The organism is Streptomyces sp. NPDC045695, from assembly GCF_056432025.1.
The window spans coordinates 56,888-73,307 of record NZ_JBWKJU010000024.1 but is presented as its reverse complement, the minus strand read 5'-3'; the positions used below and the strand labels follow the sequence as shown (position 1 = coordinate 73,307).

General features: G+C 72.0%; 9 protein-coding genes, 2 tRNA genes, 1 rRNA gene and 1 pseudogene. 5 read left to right on the top strand and 8 right to left on the bottom strand.

Annotated elements, in window-relative coordinates; genetic code table 11:
* The first annotated feature begins 557 nt into the window (after positions 1-557).
* The 4 genes from AC07DU_RS29745 to AC07DU_RS29730 all read left to right on the top strand — a co-directional run bounded on the left by AC07DU_RS29745 (position 558) and on the right by AC07DU_RS29730 (position 5,910).
* Positions 558-2,219: a sporulation protein gene (locus AC07DU_RS29745; protein ID WP_479029072.1), complete on the top strand. Its 1,662-nt coding sequence runs from the start codon at positions 558-560 to the stop codon at positions 2,217-2,219.
* A 69-nt stretch (positions 2,220-2,288) separates the two neighbouring features.
* Positions 2,289-3,518: an L-2-hydroxyglutarate oxidase gene (gene lhgO / locus AC07DU_RS29740; RefSeq protein ID WP_360902339.1), complete on the top strand. Its 1,230-nt coding sequence runs from the start codon at positions 2,289-2,291 to the stop codon at positions 3,516-3,518.
* 141 nt (positions 3,519-3,659) lie between these two features.
* Positions 3,660-4,469 carry a tRNA (guanosine(46)-N7)-methyltransferase TrmB gene (gene trmB, locus AC07DU_RS29735; RefSeq protein ID WP_479029074.1) on the top strand — a complete coding sequence of 270 codons (810 nt, stop codon included), beginning with the start codon at positions 3,660-3,662 and terminating at the stop codon, positions 4,467-4,469.
* A 73-nt stretch (positions 4,470-4,542) separates the two neighbouring features.
* The gene (locus tag AC07DU_RS29730; protein ID WP_453374803.1) at positions 4,543-5,910 is read left to right on the top strand and encodes a PrsW family intramembrane metalloprotease; all 1,368 of its coding nucleotides are present in this window, start codon (positions 4,543-4,545) and stop codon (positions 5,908-5,910) included.
* On the opposite strand, the gene AC07DU_RS29725 is transcribed toward AC07DU_RS29730, so the two are convergent.
* Positions 5,819-6,838, bottom strand: a complete 1,020-nt coding sequence (locus AC07DU_RS29725; protein WP_479029076.1) for a M23 family metallopeptidase — start codon at positions 6,836-6,838, stop codon at positions 5,819-5,821. The genes AC07DU_RS29730 and AC07DU_RS29725 overlap by 92 nt on opposite strands.
* Positions 6,839-7,271: 433 nt before the next feature.
* Positions 7,272-7,345, bottom strand: a tRNA-Met gene (locus AC07DU_RS29720).
* Positions 7,346-7,667: 322 nt separating this feature from the next.
* Here AC07DU_RS29720 and AC07DU_RS29715 point away from each other — a divergent pair.
* The gene (locus tag AC07DU_RS29715) at positions 7,668-8,921 is read left to right on the top strand and encodes an LPXTG cell wall anchor domain-containing protein (protein ID WP_479114785.1); all 1,254 of its coding nucleotides are present in this window, start codon (positions 7,668-7,670) and stop codon (positions 8,919-8,921) included.
* A 79-nt stretch (positions 8,922-9,000) separates the two neighbouring features.
* Here AC07DU_RS29715 and AC07DU_RS29710 read toward each other — a convergent pair whose 3' ends face one another.
* The 6 genes and pseudogenes from AC07DU_RS29710 to AC07DU_RS29685 form a co-directional block, all read right to left on the bottom strand.
* Entirely contained in the window at positions 9,001-13,842 is a 4,842-nt protein-coding gene (locus AC07DU_RS29710) for a wHTH domain-containing protein (RefSeq protein ID WP_479114783.1), read from the bottom strand.
* Between the two features lie 23 nt (positions 13,843-13,865).
* A complete protein-coding gene (locus tag AC07DU_RS29705; RefSeq protein WP_453370863.1) occupies positions 13,866-14,258 on the bottom strand; it encodes a Pepco domain-containing protein in 393 nt (130 codons plus the stop codon).
* Between the two features lie 310 nt (positions 14,259-14,568).
* Complete coding sequence (locus AC07DU_RS29700) at positions 14,569-14,847, bottom strand: hypothetical protein (protein WP_479114780.1); 279 nt, start codon at positions 14,845-14,847, stop codon at positions 14,569-14,571.
* Between the two features lie 274 nt (positions 14,848-15,121).
* Positions 15,122-15,238: ribosomal RNA gene (rrf, locus tag AC07DU_RS29695) — 5S ribosomal RNA — on the bottom strand.
* Between the two features lie 491 nt (positions 15,239-15,729).
* Positions 15,730-15,802: transfer RNA gene (locus AC07DU_RS29690), tRNA-Lys, on the bottom strand.
* 268 nt (positions 15,803-16,070) lie between these two features.
* Positions 16,071-16,420, bottom strand: a pseudogene (locus AC07DU_RS29685) (DEAD/DEAH box helicase); the annotation flags it as partial.

Genomic DNA, 16,420 nt, shown 5'->3' with positions numbered 1-16,420 from the left:
GGCTCGGGTCCATGCTGCCACGGGACAGGCGTGCGAGAGGGTCAAAGGGGGCGCACATGCAAACGAACACGCCCCCGTGACGCAGTATTTGGCGTTCCGTTCCCCCCGTCCCATAGGTCTCTTTCGGCCATTCTTCGACCGTCCCGAGGGCCGTACAGAGGGCCGTCGCGAGCTGTCGCGCGGCCGGGCGTGGGCGCGGTCCGGGAGGCGGAATCCGCCCCCCGGCCCGTTCCGCCACCCGCGGGGATTGAGGTAGCGGCATCCCCCGGCCCGCCCGATCCGCGCAGCGGGCCGACCCACGCACCGCACATCGAATCGCCGGGCCCCCGGACCGGCCAGAGCGCACGGGCGGGCGCACGGCCACACGGGCGGAGCACGCGCGGACACGTGCGCCCCGGCTCCGGGTCCGGGGCGGACTGTGCAAACGGACAACAATCCCGCCATACGGAAGTAGAGGCCTTAACGCTTGGGAGGCGGGGAACTACGCTGGGTTTACGAAATGCCGGGCGCCTATGCCCCGGCGGCGTATGCGTTCCGCGTGTGACGAGGGGTGGCGCATGTCCAGGGAGCTCCGCGAGCCCAATGAGAAGCTCGGCGCCGTCCTCGCCCTCGCGGGCATCAGCAACGCCGGGCTGGCCCGGCGTGTCAACGACCTCGGTGCCCAGCGCGGTCTGACGCTGCGGTATGACAAGACGTCGGTGGCCCGGTGGGTGTCGAAGGGGATGGTGCCGCAGGGCGCCGCGCCCCATCTGATCGCCGCCGCCATCGGCGCGAAACTGGGGCGGCCGGTGCCGCTGCACGAGATCGGCCTGGCGGACGCGGATCCCGCGCCCGAGGTCGGCCTCGCCTTTCCGCGCGACGTGGGCGCGGCGGTGCGTTCGGCCACCGACCTCTACCGGCTCGACCTCGCGGGGCGGCGTGGCGGTGGCGGGATCTGGCAGTCGCTCGCTGGCTCGTTCTCGGTGGCGGCGTACGCGACGCCCGCCTCCCGGTGGCTGATATCTCCTGCTGACGGCTCGGTGGCGCGGGAACCGGCGGGACCGTCCCAGAACCCGTCCGCCCGGCAACCGGCGGACCGGCCCCCGTCCGCCCCGACGCCGGCCGCCGTCGAGCTGACGGACGCGCACCCGCGTCCCTTACGCCAGAGCCCCGTGGCTGCGACGCCCCCGTCTCAGGACCCGCCGGTGCACGAGGCGCCGGAAGGACGTACGACCGGACCGGCGACGGGACCCATGACCGCGGGCCCGCCGTCCACCGTTGTGCCCGCGCAGCCCGGGCCCGAAACGCCGCGCGACCACGGCCAGCGCGTGGGCCACAGCGATGTGGCCAAGCTGCGCGAGGCGGCCGAGGACGCCCGCCGCTGGGACTCCAAGTACGGCGGCGGGGACTGGCGTTCGTCGATGGTCCCCGAGTGCCTGCGGGTGGACGCGGCTCCGCTGCTGCTCGGCTCGTACACCGACGAGGTGGGGCGCGCGCTGTTCGGCGCGACCGCCGAACTGACCCGGCTGGCCGGGTGGATGGCCTTCGACACCGGCCAGCAGGAGGCGGCCCAGCGCTACTACATCCAGGCGCTGCGCCTGGCCCGCGCCGCCGCGGACGTACCGCTCGGCGGCTACGTGCTGGCCTCGATGTCCCTGCAGGCGACCTACCGGGACTTCCCTGACGAGGGCGTCGACCTCGCCCAGGCGGCCGTCGAGCGCAACCGCGGGCTGGCCACCGCCCGCACGATGAGCTTCTTCCGGCTGGTCGAGGCCCGGGCGCACGCGAAGGCCGGCGACTCGTCGGCGGCGGGTGCGGCGCTGCGGGCGGCGGAGGGCTGGCTGGAGCGGGCGCGGGCGGGCGATCCGGATCCGACCTGGCTGGGTTTCTACTCGTACGACCGTTTCGCGGCGGATGCGGCGGAATGCTACCGGGACCTCAAACTGCCCCGGCAGGTGCGGCGCTTCACCGAGCAGGCACTGTCCCGGCCCACCGAGGAGTACGTGCGCTCGCACGGGCTGCGGCTGGTGGTGAGCGCGGTCGCGGAACTGGAGTCGGGCAATCTCGACGCGGCGTGCGCGGCGGGCACCCGGGCGGTGGAGGTGGCGGGCCGGATCTCCTCGGCGCGGACGACCGAATACGTACGGGACCTGCTGCACCGCCTGGAACCGTACGGGGACGAACCCCGCGTCGCGGAGCTGCGCGAGCGGGCCCGGCCGCTGCTGGTGGCGCCCGCGTAGGGGTGCGGCGCGGGGATCCGGGGCACATACCCGGAGGGGGTCCGGGGGCCGCGCGTTGTCGGTGGTGGGGTGCAGTATGCAGGGGTGGGAGGTGTCAGCGTGGGCGGCGGCGTGGACTGCGATGTGCTGGTGATCGGTGGCGGGATCGTCGGCCTGTCGACGGCGCACGCCCTGTCGCGCCTCGCTCCGGGCACCAGGGTCGTCGTGCTGGAGAAGGAGTCCGGCCCGGCCCGGCACCAGACGGGACGCAACAGCGGGGTGATCCACAGCGGGATCTACTACCGGCCGGGTTCGCTGAAGGCGCGCTTCGCGGTGAGCGGAGCCGCCGAGATGGTCAAGTTCTGCGCGGAGCACGGGATCGCGCACGAGGTGACGGGCAAGCTGATCGTCGCCACGGAGCGCGAGGAGCTGCCCCGGCTGCACGCCCTGGTCCAGCGCGGCCGGGAGAACGGCATTGCGGTGCGCGAGCTGGGCCCAGCCCAGATAGCGGAGTACGAGCCGCAGGTGCAGGGCCTGGCCGCGATCCACGTCGCCAGCACCGGCATCGTGGACTACGGCCAGGTGAGCGCCCAGCTCGCGGAGTCCTCCGGCGCGGAGATCGTCTACGGCGGGGCGGTGGACCTGATCTCCCGCCGCCCGTCGGCGGTGGCGGTCCGCACCACGTCCGGCCTGGTGGTCCGGGCCCGGGTACTGGTGAACTGCGCGGGTCTGCAGTGTGACCGGGTCGCCCGGCTGGCCGGGGACGACCCGGGGATGCGGATCGTCCCCTTCCGGGGCGAGTACTACGACCTGGCCCGTCCGGACCTGGTCCGCGGGCTGGTGTATCCGGTGCCCGATCCGGCGTTCCCCTTCCTCGGGGTCCACCTGACCCGGGGCATCGGAGGCGGCGTCCACGTCGGTCCCAACGCCGTGCCCGCGCTGGCCCGCGAGGGCTACACATGGTCCACGGTGCGCCCCCGGGACCTCGCGGACGAGCTCGCGTGGCCGGGCTCCTGGCGGATGGCCGCCCGGCACTGGCGGTACGGGACGGGCGAGATCCACCGCTCACTGTCGAAGCAGGCCTTCACCCGGGCGGTGCGCCGCCTCCTGCCCGCCGTCACGGCGGCGGACCTGCAGCCCGCCGCGGCCGGGGTCCGCGCGCAGGCCGTGCTGCGCGACGGGACCCTCGTGGACGACTTCCTGATCCGCGAGGCCCCGCGCACGGTCCACGTCCTGAACGCGCCGTCGCCCGCCGCGACCGCCTCGCTCCCGATCGGCCGCGAGATCGCGACCCGAGCCCTTCGCACGCTCGGCGGGTGAGGTCGGCCCCGTGGGCCGCTGAGGCGCGGGCTCCCGGGCACACCGGCCGATGAGGCGTGGGGCTCTCGGGCCGGAGCCTCACGGCAGAGCCCTGGCGGCGCGCCGGAGCGGCTGCTCCCCGGGCCGTAGAATCTGGGCATTGTGTCTGAGTCCCGTACCCCCCCGCCCAGCGCCCCGGAGACCGTGCCGGAGGCGAACTCCTACGTCCCCCCGAAGTGGCGGACCGAGCCCCGGTTCCCCGACGGGCCCTCGCCGGATCCGGCCGGCTCGCACCACGAGCGGCGGATCCGGAGCTTCCAGCCCCGGCGCAGCCGGGTCACCACCGGCCAGGGTGAGGCCCTGAAGCGCCTGTGGGGCACGTGGGGCCTGGACATCGACGGCCACAAGGTCATCGACCTCAAGGAGCTCTTCGACGGCCTCCCCGTCGTCCTGGAGATCGGCTTCGGCATGGGTGAGGCCACCGCCCAGATGGCGGCCGCCGACCCCGGGACCGGGATCCTCGCCGCCGACGTGCACACCCCCGGGCAGGGCAACCTCCTCGCCCTCGCGGAGCGGGGCGGCCTCACCAACGTCCGCGTGGCCAACGGCGACGCGATCATCCTGCTGCGCGAGATGCTGCCGCCCGCCTCTCTGGCCGGGATCCGCGTGTACTTCCCGGACCCGTGGCCCAAGGCCCGCCACCACAAGCGGCGGCTGATCCAGCCCGAGTTCCTCACGCTGGCCGCCACCCGCCTGGCGCCCGGGGGCGTGCTGCACTGCGCGACCGACTGGGAGCCGTACGCCGAGCAGATGCTCGAAGTCCTCACCGCGCACCCGGACTTCGAGAACACCCAGCCCGACGGCGGCTTCGCGCCGCGCCCCGACTTCCGGCCGCTCACCCGCTTCGAGGGCCAAGGCCTGGACAAGGGGCACGTCGTACACGACTTGCTCTTCCGCCGCAGGGAGAACTGACAACGTCACTGCGCGTGTCAGAGCGGATCGCTAGGGTCATGGTGTGTTCCGAGCGCTCCTCCCCCGGCTTCCGCTGGGAGACACCCCCAGGCTCGTACGTCCGTCGGGCACGGTCCGCACGGGCGTGCTCCTCGTCCTGCTCGCCGCCACCGGGATCTCGATCCTCGAACTCGTGCGGGAGCAGACCGGCACGGCCGGATTCTTCGTCGGTCTCGGCCTGGCCCTGCTGCCGGTGGCGCCGCTCATGGCGGCCTTCCGGTGGCTCGGCCGGGCCGCGCCCGCGCCCTGGCCGCAGCTGCTGTTCTGCTTCGGCTGGGGCGCCTGCACCGCGGCGCTGATCGCGATACTGGCCAACAACTTCGCCACCGAGTGGATAGCCGCTGCCGCGACGGACCCCTCCGACGCCGACCACCTCGGCTCGGTGGCCATCGCCCCGGTGGTGGAGGAGAGCGCCAAGGCGGCCGCCCTGGTGCTGGTGTTCGTGTTCCGCAGACGGCACTTCACCGGCCCCGCCGACGGATTCGTGGTGGCCGGGTTCACCGCCACCGGCTTCGCCTTCACCGAGAACATCCTCTATCTCGGCAACGCCTACGGCGAGGACCTGGCCGAGGGCGCCGGCCTGCTGGACTCGGTCACGGCGGCGACCTTCTTCGTGCGGATAGTGCTGTCGCCGTTCGCGCACCCGCTGTTCACGGTGCTCACCGGCCTCGGCTTCGGCGCGGCCGCGCTCAGCGCCCGCCGTTCGCGCAGACTCGGCCTGCCGCTGCTCGGCCTGGCGCTGGCCATGTGCATGCACGCCCTGTGGAACGGCTCCTCGCAGCTGGGGGAGCACGGCTTCTACACGGTCTACGCCTGCGTGATGGTCCCCGCGTTCGGGCTGCTGGTGTGGCTGGCGGTGCGGATACGGCGGGGCCGGCTGCAAGCCGTCGCCGGGGAGCTCGCCCTGTACGCGGCCGCGGGCTGGCTCGGCCCCGCCGAGGTGCCGGCGCTGGCCTCGATGCCGGCCCGGTCCCTGGCCCGCTCCCTGGCCCGGCGCAGCGGAGGCCGGGCCGCGGGACGCGCGGTCGCCCGGTACGAGGCGGACGCGGCGGCCCTGGCCCTGCTCCGCAACCGGGCGCGCCGCGGCGGCCCGGGCCGGGAGCCGGATTTCGCGGGCAGAGAGCGGGAGTTGCTGCACCGGCTCTGGCTGCGCCGCGCGACGGCCGGTCCCGCGCTGGCCCGGGCTGCGGTCATGGAGGAGCTGCTCCCTCCGTGGTTCGACCCCCTGGACCCGCTCAGCCCCGCGGTCGCGGCCGCACGGGCCGGCGTACCGCTGCCACGGCGGGCGCACGCGAACCCGGAGACCGACCTCAGACGTTCAGGCCCTTGGAGTTCAGCCACGCCAGCGGGTCCACCGTCGATCCGCCCTTGCGTACTTCCAGGTGGAGATGGGGGCCGGTGACATTGCCGGTGGCGCCGACGCGGCCGATGGTGCTTCCGGCGGCGACCGAGCCGGAGGTCACGGACATCGAGGAGAGGTGGCAGTACCAGACCTCCGTGCCGTCCTCCAGCTCCAGCACGATCCGGTAGCCGTACGCGCCGGACCAGCCGGCCGAGGTGATCTTCCCGGCGGCCACCGCCTTGACCGGGGTGCCGGTGGGGGCCGCGAAGTCGAGGCCGGTGTGGTAGCCGGAGGACCACATGGAGCCGGCCACCCCGTAGTGCGAGGTGAGGGTGTAGGCGGAGGTGGGCAGCGCGTAGGCGCCGGACGCCGCGGCGCGCTCCTGTTCGGCCTTGGCCTCGGCTGCCTTCGCGGCGGCCTCGGCCTCTTCCGCGGCCTTCGCCTCGGCCTGCGCCTTGGCTTCCTCGGCCGCCTTGCGGGCCGCCTCCAGCTTGTCCTTGGCCTCCTGCGCCGCGGTCTCCTGCGCGGCCCGCTCGGCCTCCGCCCGGGCCTTCGCCTCGGCGGCGTTCTGCTGGGACTCGGCCTGCTGGAGGATCCGGTGGCGCAGCACCTCCCCGGCGTCGGCACCCTGCTCGGACTGCTGCGCGATGATCCCCGTCTTCGCGGCGGCCGCGGCGGCGGCCCCGCCGTCCGCCTGCCGGCCCTGGTCCCCGGTCATCAGATCGGGCAGGTCGGGCAGCGAGGGCAGGGATATCGCGACCTGGGGCCGGTCCTGCGCGGTGGCGATGCCGCTGGCGCCGACGGCCGCGATGACACCGACACCCAGGACGGTGGAGCTGCGGGCGAGTCCCCCGCGCTGCTTGGCGACGCGGTGCTTGCCGCGGACCGGACGGACCGAATCCTCGGTGGGATTCCACTCGCCCCAGGCACCCGCCGTGGGCGGCTCCTGGCTCTCGATGCCTTCAGGGGCAGGCAAGTTGGAGGCCACCGGGGCACACTCCTCATCGACGCGCTGTGACGCGCGCGCGCACGGTGCCGTCTCTTGCGACGGCTGGGACGACCGCGCTGCGTTATCGAAAGGTAATAGACGCAGGGGAGTGATTCCAAGCTGTTGCGATTGATCGTTCACACCAATCAGCCACTCACCGACCGGCTCTGGCCAGGGCTTTTCGCAGTAAAGAGGGATCAAACCGGGCAAAAATCAACCGACTCCCCCACCTCTTCGGCCACGCACGGCGGATGACGAACCGACAGCCCCCTTGCGCAGAGCGCCTTTTCGGATACGGAACGTCACGCACGGCCCGACCGGGACGCCGGGGATGGGCATCCGGCACGAGCCGGACGGGTGACGGCGCGTGAGAACGGGCCGGGAACACGACGAAGGCCCGGCTCCCCAAGGGGAACCGGGCCTTCGTACTGAGTAGCGGGGGCAGGATTTGAACCTACGACCTCTGGGTTATGAGCCCAGCGAGCTACCGAGCTGCTCCACCCCGCGTCGGTAAACACAACTCTACGCCATCCACGGGGAGCGCTCCGCCAATAAACGGTCGGCCACCCCGTGGAGCGGCATCACCGCAGGTCAGAGGCCTGAAACTGGGTTTTTCAGGGCCTGCAGAGCCCATGAACGGCAGGTTCCGCTTTCAAGATCATCTCTGTTGCGCGCTGGTGACACTTCAGGGATCGATCCGGGATCGGACACCGGCGATGATTCACCTGTCGCCAAGGCCAGGGGGAACACGAACCGGCCGGGCGACACCGACCACACCACCCGCCTCGGCGCTCTGCCGATGCCTTGTGATTCCTGGGGGGAGTCCACCATGTCCGTTCGCACCGCAGCCGCCATCGCAGTCGTCGCCGGCGTCGTCACCACTCTGCTTCCGCTGTCGGCCACCACCGCGGCCGCCGCACCGGCCACCGACGGCCACACCGTGCTGCGTACGGAGATGAGCACCCCGGTCCCCAACGGGTCGCTGACCCGCGGCGGAGCCACCGAGACCTTCGACCTGACCGTGAAGAACCCCTCGGACAAGGCCGTCACCTACAACCCGTGGATGCTGGTGGACCCGAGCGGCCCGAGCCCGCTCGAGGAGAACGCCATCGTCTTCAAGGTCGACGCGGTGGACGCGCCGGCGACGAAGTACGCGGTGGGCCAGCAGGACGGCGAGTGGCAGGGCCTCTTCTACCCGGCGAACGCCTCGGACGGCCAGAAGGGCTTCGACATCCCGGCGAACGGCAAGATGACCTGGAAGGTCACCGTCGGGCTCGGCGCGAACTACCCCACCAACGACGGCGACTTCAAGTTCACCGCCACCAGCTTCAACGACTCGGTCGCCCCCGGCGGCGCCGACTCCCACCTCTTCCAGGTCGACCCGCAGATCAAGCCGGGCGAGCTGAAGACCTGGTTCACGGAGGGCAACGCCGAGACGGGCGGCAAGGAGCGGCGCGCCTACCTGAACCTGAACTACCAGGCCACGGGTGAAGGCACCTTCGACAACGCCCTCGCGACCACCCTGGCGCTGTCCCACCCGGGCCAGGAGAAGGCCGACTTCCGGATCCAGGCCCTGATCGACGGCCGCTGGCAGGACCTGAAGGCCGTGGACGGCCAGTACGCGCTGCCCCAGATCCCCAAGGGCTTCGGCGCGGCGTCGGGCACCCGCACCGTGGAGCTGCGCGTGAGCCTGGGCCTCGACTCCGAGATCAAGAAGAGGACGACGATCACGCTGGAGTCCCAGGTGGCGCTCGCCAAGGGCAACAGCTCGCCGTTCAAGCACAGCGCGGTCCAGTTCGTCCTCGCGCCGATCACGGACGACAAGGGCCCCGCCCCAACCCCCTCGGCCACCCCGTCCACGACCCCCTCCGCCACGCCCTCCGCCACCCCCTCGGTCCAGCCGGCCGTCGCCACGGGCCACACCAACCTGACGACCACCACAGGCTCGGCGGGCGGCGCCCTCGCCAGCACCGGCTCCGACTCCTCCACCGGCCTGTACGCCGGCCTCGCCGCCGCCCTGGTCGCCCTCGGCGCGGCCGCCGCCTGGCTCGGCCGTCGCCGCCGCGGCGGCGCCTCCGCCTGATCCGCACCCCGTACGCGCGAGCGCCCCACCCGGACCGATCGGGTGGGGCGCTCGCGCGTACGGGCGGACGTCGCCGTGCTCAGCCGGTGCCGGACGGCTCGAAGACCACCGCGGCGGGCAGTGTGTAGCCGAGTTCGGCGAGACGCCCGGCCACGTCGGCCGGGAGCTTCTTCGTGGTGGCGGCCGCGGACAGGATGTGCGAGAGGGGCACGGGCCTGTCGGCGTCCAGCCAGGGTCCGCTGCCGCGCAGGCTGAGGCTGAGGATGAGGACGTCGTCACGCAGGACGACCTCGGGCAGGGGGGTCCGGTCCGGGAGGTGGAGGCCGAACGCGGCGAGGCGCGCGGCGATGTCGGCCGGAGGGCGCCCGGTCATGATGCCCGCGCTGATGACGTGGCCGAGCGAGAGGGGCCTCGCGGGCCCCAGCGACGGCTGGTCCCGGTCGAGATCACCGCTGAGGATCAGGACGTCGTCGGGCTGTATGACCTCGGGGAACACGACGCTCGGGGGAAGGTGGTAGCCCAGTTCCGCCAGGCGGGCGGCCACCTCGGCCGGACTGCGCCCCGTGTAGCGGGCAGCGCTCAGGACATGGCCGGCGTCCACCGGCTGATCGGCCGCCAGCCACGGTGACATGTCGTCGAGGTCGCCGCTCAGGAGGAGGGTGTCCTCGGCCTGCACCACATCGGGGAGCGCGACGCTCCGGGGAAGGTGGTAACCCAGCTCCACCAGACGGGCGGCCACCTCGGCCGGACTGCGCCCCGTCACGCGGGCGGCCCTCAGGACATGACCGAGCTCCACCGGGTCGTCGACGGTCAGCCACGGCCCCTTGCCGTCGAGGTCGTTGCTGACGAGGAGGGTGTCCTCGTGCTCGGCCACCTCCGCGAACACGGCGTTCCCGGGAAGGCGGTGCCCCAGTTCCGCCAGGCGGGCGGCCACCTCGGCCGGACGGCGCCCCGTCGTACGGGCGGCCCTCAGGACATGACCGACGCGCACCGGCTCGCCGACGGCCAGCCAGGGCGCACGGCTGTCGAGGTCACGACTGAGGAGGCGGGCGTCGTCGGGGTGCACCTCATCCGGGAGCGGGACGCCCTCCGGGAGGTGATGACCCAGCTCCGCCAGCTGCGCGGCCAGCTCGGCCGGAGGGCGCCCGGTACTGCGGGCGGCCCTCAGGACATGGCCCAGGTGCACCGGCGCACCGGCTTCCAGCCAGGGCCCGCCGCCTTCGAGGGGCCGGTTGGCGGCCGGGAGGCGTTCGAGCGAGGCGATGCGGTGGTCGCGGCTGAGGAGGAGGGTGTCGTGGAGCCGGGCGGTTTCGGGGAGCGTGGCGCCCTCGCGGAGGTGATGACCCAGCTCCGCGAGCGCGGCGGCCACCTCGGCCGGACTGTGCCCCGTCATGCGGGCGGCCTTCAGGACATGACCCACCTCCACCGGCTCGTCACAGGTCAGCCAGGGCGCCTTGCCGTCGAGGCTGCGACTGAGGAGGACGGCGTCCGCATGTCGTGCGGTGGCGGGGAGGACGGCGCCCTCGGCGAGGACATAGCCGAGTTCGGCCAGGCGGGCGGCCACCTCGGCCGGCCTGCGCCCCGTGGCGAGCGCGGCACGCAGGACATGACCCACCTCCACGGGATCCTGGGGCGGGAGCCAGCGTTGTCCCGGCCTGAAATCTTCGTCCAAGTCGTCGTCAAGGGCGAAGCCGCCGCTCTCCGCTCCGGCGTGGTTCCTGCTGGCGGAGCGGCTCAGCAGGATGACGTCGGTGGGGCGTGCCACGGGGACGGCGTCGGGAGCCAGGACGCGGACCCCGGGGAACATGCGGGCCTTGGCCCAGGCGAGCAGCCGCCAGTCGGTGAGATGTTCGAGGGTGCTGGGGCTGTCGGCGGGGGCCGGCCAGGGGGAGGAACCGGCACCGAGGAAGGCGGCCTCCTGGGGGAAGCACCCCACCGCCGTCACGTCCACTTCGCGCCCGCGGACCCACCACGGACGGTGGCGCACCGCGATGGCCTGTCCGACGATCGTGTCCGCCAAAGCCGGGTACTTCTGCATCAGTTTGGACGCCCAGTCGTGGCGCAGCACGCGCGCGCCCTCCGCCAGCAACGCCGGTACCTCCTGGTACAGCAGGGCGGCGACATGGGCCTCGTCGTGGCTCAGGGACTGTCTGCGGTCGACGGTCAGCTGGGGGGTGTGACGGCCGGTGAGGTTGACGACGGCCCCGAACAGCGGGATGCCCGCCCACACTCCGTCGGACAGCACCCCGCCCTGCGTGCTGCACCACCAGACGTGGGGGGTCGACGTGGGGTCCACGCAGGCGCTCTCGTGGCGGGCCGCCTCCTCGTGGTGAGGGTCCAGTGCACCCAGCGGAGCCACGTCAGACAGCACCCCCGGGGACCAACTCAGGCTGGTGTGCGCGTCGGTGGCGGTGACGCAGTAGTCGGAGATCCACAGGAGACGCCGCAGGAGGTCCGTGCACGACGGAGCGTCGTCGGGCGAGCGGAGGTAGAGCCGCACGGTGGTCCCGGCATCGTGGCCGCGACCCAGGTCGCGGATGTAGAACAAGGCGCCGGGGCCCGCGATGTCCACCTGCAGGCGCTTTCCCGGATGACCGTCCCGGTCCAGCCGGCAGGTGGTCACCGTGATGTCGTCCGCGATCATGAAATAGCTGAGCACTCCGATGCCGAAACGGCTGTTGGGGTGCAGGTGGATCCCCTCGGCCTTCCAGGCGGCCTCTTCCTCCAGGTACTCGGGGAGGTCGGCGAAGCGCATTCCCGCGTGGGAGAAGACCTCGCGCAGATCGCGCTCTCCCATGCCGATGCCGTTGTCCGTGCACTCGATGTAGGCGCGGCCGTCCTCCACACCCTGGGTGAAGGTGATCCGGCCCTCCCAGCCGGCCGGGTATGCAGCCTGCCGGATCCGCAGGAAACGGGTCCGCGCGTCGCGGTAGCGGCAGGCGTCCAGCGCGTTCTGGTACAGCTCGCGGATGGCCAGCGCCGGATCGCCGTACAGCTGCTCGCCCATCAGCAGTTCCTGGATGCGGTCGTCCGCGAGCCGGAACCGCAGGTCGGTGGATTCGTAGACCGGCTCCCCCGCCGAATTGGCCGCGGCGTGCACCAGGTCGGCGGTGGCGTGCGCCGGGAGGTCCTGTAGCGGGGCCAGCTGCGGTTCGGAACCCGAGTGGACGTCGATGGCTCCCAGCAGGGAGTCGAGGGAGGCGGCGCTCTGGCGCAGCGCCAGCCCCACGGCGGGGTGCCGGCAGGCGGCGTTCAGCACCCGGGTGCGGCCGCGCGCGTCCCACCGGGCCGTCTCCAGGGTCGTGTGCAGGTCGCCGAGGTCCACGGCGTAACTGATGCCGAGGTGTTCCACCACGACGTCCGGCAGCATGGCGGGATCGATCGCCAGCCGGTGCGCGACGGTCAGCAGGGCGACCATCAGCTGTTCCCGGATGTGCTGTTCGAGCGCCGTGGAGCCGGCCAGTTGCCGGACCGGCCGGTGCATGCCCGGGTCGGGCGAGGTGTGCAGTGCGCGCAACAGGGTCAGCAGTCCCTCCGACTGGAGGACTTCCGCGACCAGCCGGCACTGGGCCGAGGGCGGGGCCGTCCCGGCGACGGGGCCGGCTTCGGAGGTGATCAGGTCCATCAGGACGCTGTCGCGGTGGTCGCGCGGCTGCCGCACGAGCCAGCGGTGCAGCAGCCACCACGCGATCCCGCGGGCCCCGGCGGCATCGCCGAGGCCGACCGCGCTCGCGGCGCGGCGTACGAGCCTGGACTGGCCCTTGAAGAACTGCTCGTAGCTCGCCCGCTCCGGGCAGGGGTCCGCCACCCGGGCGAGGTTCTCCGGCTCCAGCACCAGCGCCCTGGCCGCGGCGTGGTTCCAGTACGTGGTGTAGAGGAAGGGGGCGATGACCAGCAGGGCCGCCTCGGCCGGGGACAGCGCCAGCTTGTCGGGGTTGATCACCTTCGACATCAGCCAGCTGACGCGGTCGGTCATCCGCTCGGCGAAGCCGAGGGGCCGCCAGGGATCGGCCTTCAGTAACCGCTCGTCCTTGTCCGAGCACAGGGCGAGCCGGCCGACGAGGGCCAGGGCCGCCTCGTGCAAGGCGTCGATCCCGGGGCCGTGCTCCACCTGCTTCCACACGGGGTGCTCCCGTGCCAGCACGGTCCACGCGTGGTCGCCGGAGGTCTCGGCGGCGGTGCGCTCCGGCCGCTGGAGCACGACGAACCCGTCGATGTCGGTCTCGGTGCTCAGCCGCACTTGCTGGCGCTGGACCTCGTGCTCCGCGGTCAGCGCGTCCACCGCGCTCTGGAGCTGGTCCTTGAGCTCGCTGAGCGTGCTCGGGCCCGCCTCGTCCGCCACCACGGTGCTGAGCGCCCGGGAGAAGAGGCTGAAGGTGCTGTTCCCGGCCGTGGCGTAGCGGGCGCGTTCACCGGGGGAGCAGGCGTAGACGTGGCAGTAGGAGCGGTCGCCTACGGCCTGCACCCGCATCCTCGACCACGGTGCGGCGTTGACCCCGCCCATCTCCTTCAGGGTCAGACCCTCGCGGCAGGCGTCGACGAAGACGACGACATTGCCGGCGACGCTGCGTTCGACGTAGCCGGACAGCTTGAGGGACAGGCACTTTCCGGGGAAGTCGTGGGTACGGGTCTGGGCGCCGCCGGGCACCAGGAAGTCGGTCCCGTCGTGGTGGATTCCGTGGCCGCTCAGGTAGAGCAGCAGGGTCTGACCCGGGGCGGCGTCCTGGAAGAAGCTCTCGACCGCCAGGTCGATGCTGTCGCGATCGGTCTCCTGCACGTCGTGGACGACGACGTCGTACCCCGTCGTACGCAACGCACGGGCCAGCTCGGACAGATCGCTCTCGATGAACGGGAGGTCGTCGATGGCCGGGTCTTTGTAGTAGGGCACCCCGATGAGAAGGGCCCGGAACGGTTCGCTCATGGCTCGACCGGCTCGGCTGGGAACTAGGCGCCGAAGGTCAGGGTGATGGCACCCTTCGCCGCTACCTGCGCCGACGTACCGACCAGCGCGATCCCCCCGCTGGCCGTCACCTCGAAGGAGACCTGTGCCTGGCGGAGCGGCATGCCGCCCTCCGGCACGGCGATCTCGCCGATCATCTGCTGGAGTCCGTCCACCGCGCGCTGCAGGTTCGCGCGCAGTACCGCGACCGGAATGTCCCGGACGAACGAGCCCTCCTCATCCTTGCGGCGGAAGATGCCCATCTCACCGCCGCCGGAGGGGGAGGTGGTGTCCGCGTCGTCGATCGACACGAGGAACGAGAGGGTCTTCTCCTCGGCTGCGCCGCTCCCGGTGGCCTCGTTGGTGACGTCTGCTGCCTGGCTGCTGCTCTGGAACACGGATCCCCCCAGTGGACCTGTGACGAGGTGTTCCGGCCAGCTTAGGACGGACCACCGACAGGCGGCGGAGAAAGCGGAAGTTCGCCCGCGGGGGCCTGGGGCAGGCGATCCGCAACCGCCCGCACATGCGGCGTCGTCGTCGGCCAGGGCTGGCACGGGCGGTGCGGACACAGCGCCCCAGGCGGGTCGCTGGCTCGCCCTTCGCACGGCAAGCGGAGCCTCCCCGGAGGTGGTCCGGTGATCACGGGACCACCAGCAGCGCCCACCCCTATCGGGGAAAGCCCAGAACCCGGCTTTCGGCAATACCCCTTTAGAGAGTCAGACTGACGATCCAGTAGTCGTACTCCTCCGCGGTGATGCCGCAGATGTGGGCACCGGAGCGGGACCGGGCGATGAATTCGATCCGCCCCTGGTCGTCTACGAGGCGGGCGACGTCGGCCCTGTCCGTAAGACGCACGCGGGCCCAGCCGACCCTGGTACTCCCCGTCACGACGGCCGTGATGAGGAACGTCCCGTCGTCGTCGACGACATCGGCTCGGCGTGCATGTTCGAGCCACAGCTGGTGGGCTCCCCCCAGGTCTCCCTTCAAGGGAAAGGCGGCTGGGCTCCACGCCGAATCCCGCCATGGCCCGCCAGGCCGTTTCGACCGAGGGTCCGGGTTCGTTGCCCTGGACCCTGTCCACTTCAAGGCCGCTGCTGCGGATGAGTTCAACGAGGTCGTCCTCGCTGGTGCGCAACATCATCTCCCTTCGCAGAAGGAATGGCGGTCTCCGATCGTCTGCTCTTCCATGAAGATGCAGGCGACGGCCCTCAGACAAAGAGAGGCCCTGTCTGCGCATTCGCAGACAGGGCCTCTTAAATCTATTCGGCGGCGTCCTACTCTCCCACAGGGTCCCCCCTGCAGTACCATCGGCGCTGAAAGGCTTAGCTTCCGGGTTCGGAATGTAACCGGGCGTTTCCCTAACGCAATGACCACCGAAATTCTTCGATTGTCAGACCGGGGACTCAAGTCCGACTCTCTACGCCAGATTCTACACATCCCAGGAGCGCGGGTTGCCGCACGCGTGGGCCGACGGGGACTCAGCCGAGCTCGGTCTCCTCGCCACCGACGCCCTCAGCCGGCGATTCCGTACCAGTCATCCCGAACCTGCAGCATCCACATGCGCATCGCGTCGTGGCGCGGGTCGTGGGGCAGGGCCGAGACCCGGGCGACCTCGGGACACTCCTGAGGAAGCCGCACCCATTCGGTCCCGTCCCAGGCCGGGTTCTATGCGCCCTTCGACAAGCCGCCGCAGCGGCGGCCCAGCTGCTGCCTCCTGCCCGCCCGTCCGCCTCCTGACCAGGGGATGACGGGCCGTCCGCTCACGCATCGCTCACGCATGGGCCCGGAAACGACTGAGCGCCCCACCTGGACGAACCGGGTGGGGCGCTCAGTAGCAGGTCAGAGGACGTGTCCCCCGCCTGCGAGCAGTAGGCCATGTCGGACTCGAACCGACAACCAACGGATTAAAAGTCCGCTGCTCTGCCAATTGAGCTAATGGCCCTCCGTGTGCTCACCCCAGAGCATAGCCGGACAGCGCCGGTGAGCCGATCGGGTATCGGCCGACCGGCCTGTCGCGGTCAGTTCACCGGCGGACCGGGGGCCTGGCGGCGGACCGGACACCGGTGACCGTCCGGCTTGTTGCGCACCATCAACTTCCGGGCCGGCTCTGGGCGAAGGCGCGCGCCGCGGGACGCGACAGGGCCCCCACGGCCGACTCGGTTCGAGTGGTCGTGGGGGCCCTGTCAGCAGTTCAGCTCAGGCGGCTGTGATCAGCCGTTGCGCTTCCAGCGCGGCTTGTCGTCGCGGCGGCCGCCGAAGGAGCCGGTGGAACCGGAGCCCGACGGGCGGTTGTCGTCGCGGCGGCCGTACGGGCGGTCGCCGGCGCCGCCGGAGCGGAAGCCACCGGACGGACGGTCGTCACGGTTGAAGCCACCGGAGGGACGGTCGTCGCGACGGAAGCCACCACCGGACGGACGGTCGCCACCGGAGCGGAAGCCGCCCGACGGACGGTCGTCACGGTTGAAGCCACCGGACGGACGGTCGTCGCGGCGGAAACCGCCACGGTCGCCACCACGGTCATCGCGGTTGAAGCCACCCGAGGGACGGTCGTCGCGACGGA

Bases quoted from the DNA above. Each gene is read 5' to 3' on its own strand.
- AC07DU_RS29715 (WP_479114785.1), top strand. From the start codon at position 7,668: ATGTCCGTTCGCACCGCAGCCGCCATCGCAGTCGTCGCCGGCGTCGTC.
- AC07DU_RS29710 (WP_479114783.1), bottom strand. From the start codon at position 13,842: ATGAGCGAACCGTTCCGGGCCCTTCTCATCGGGGTGCCCTACTACAAA.
- AC07DU_RS29745 (WP_479029072.1), top strand. From the start codon at position 558: ATGTCCAGGGAGCTCCGCGAGCCCAATGAGAAGCTCGGCGCCGTCCTC.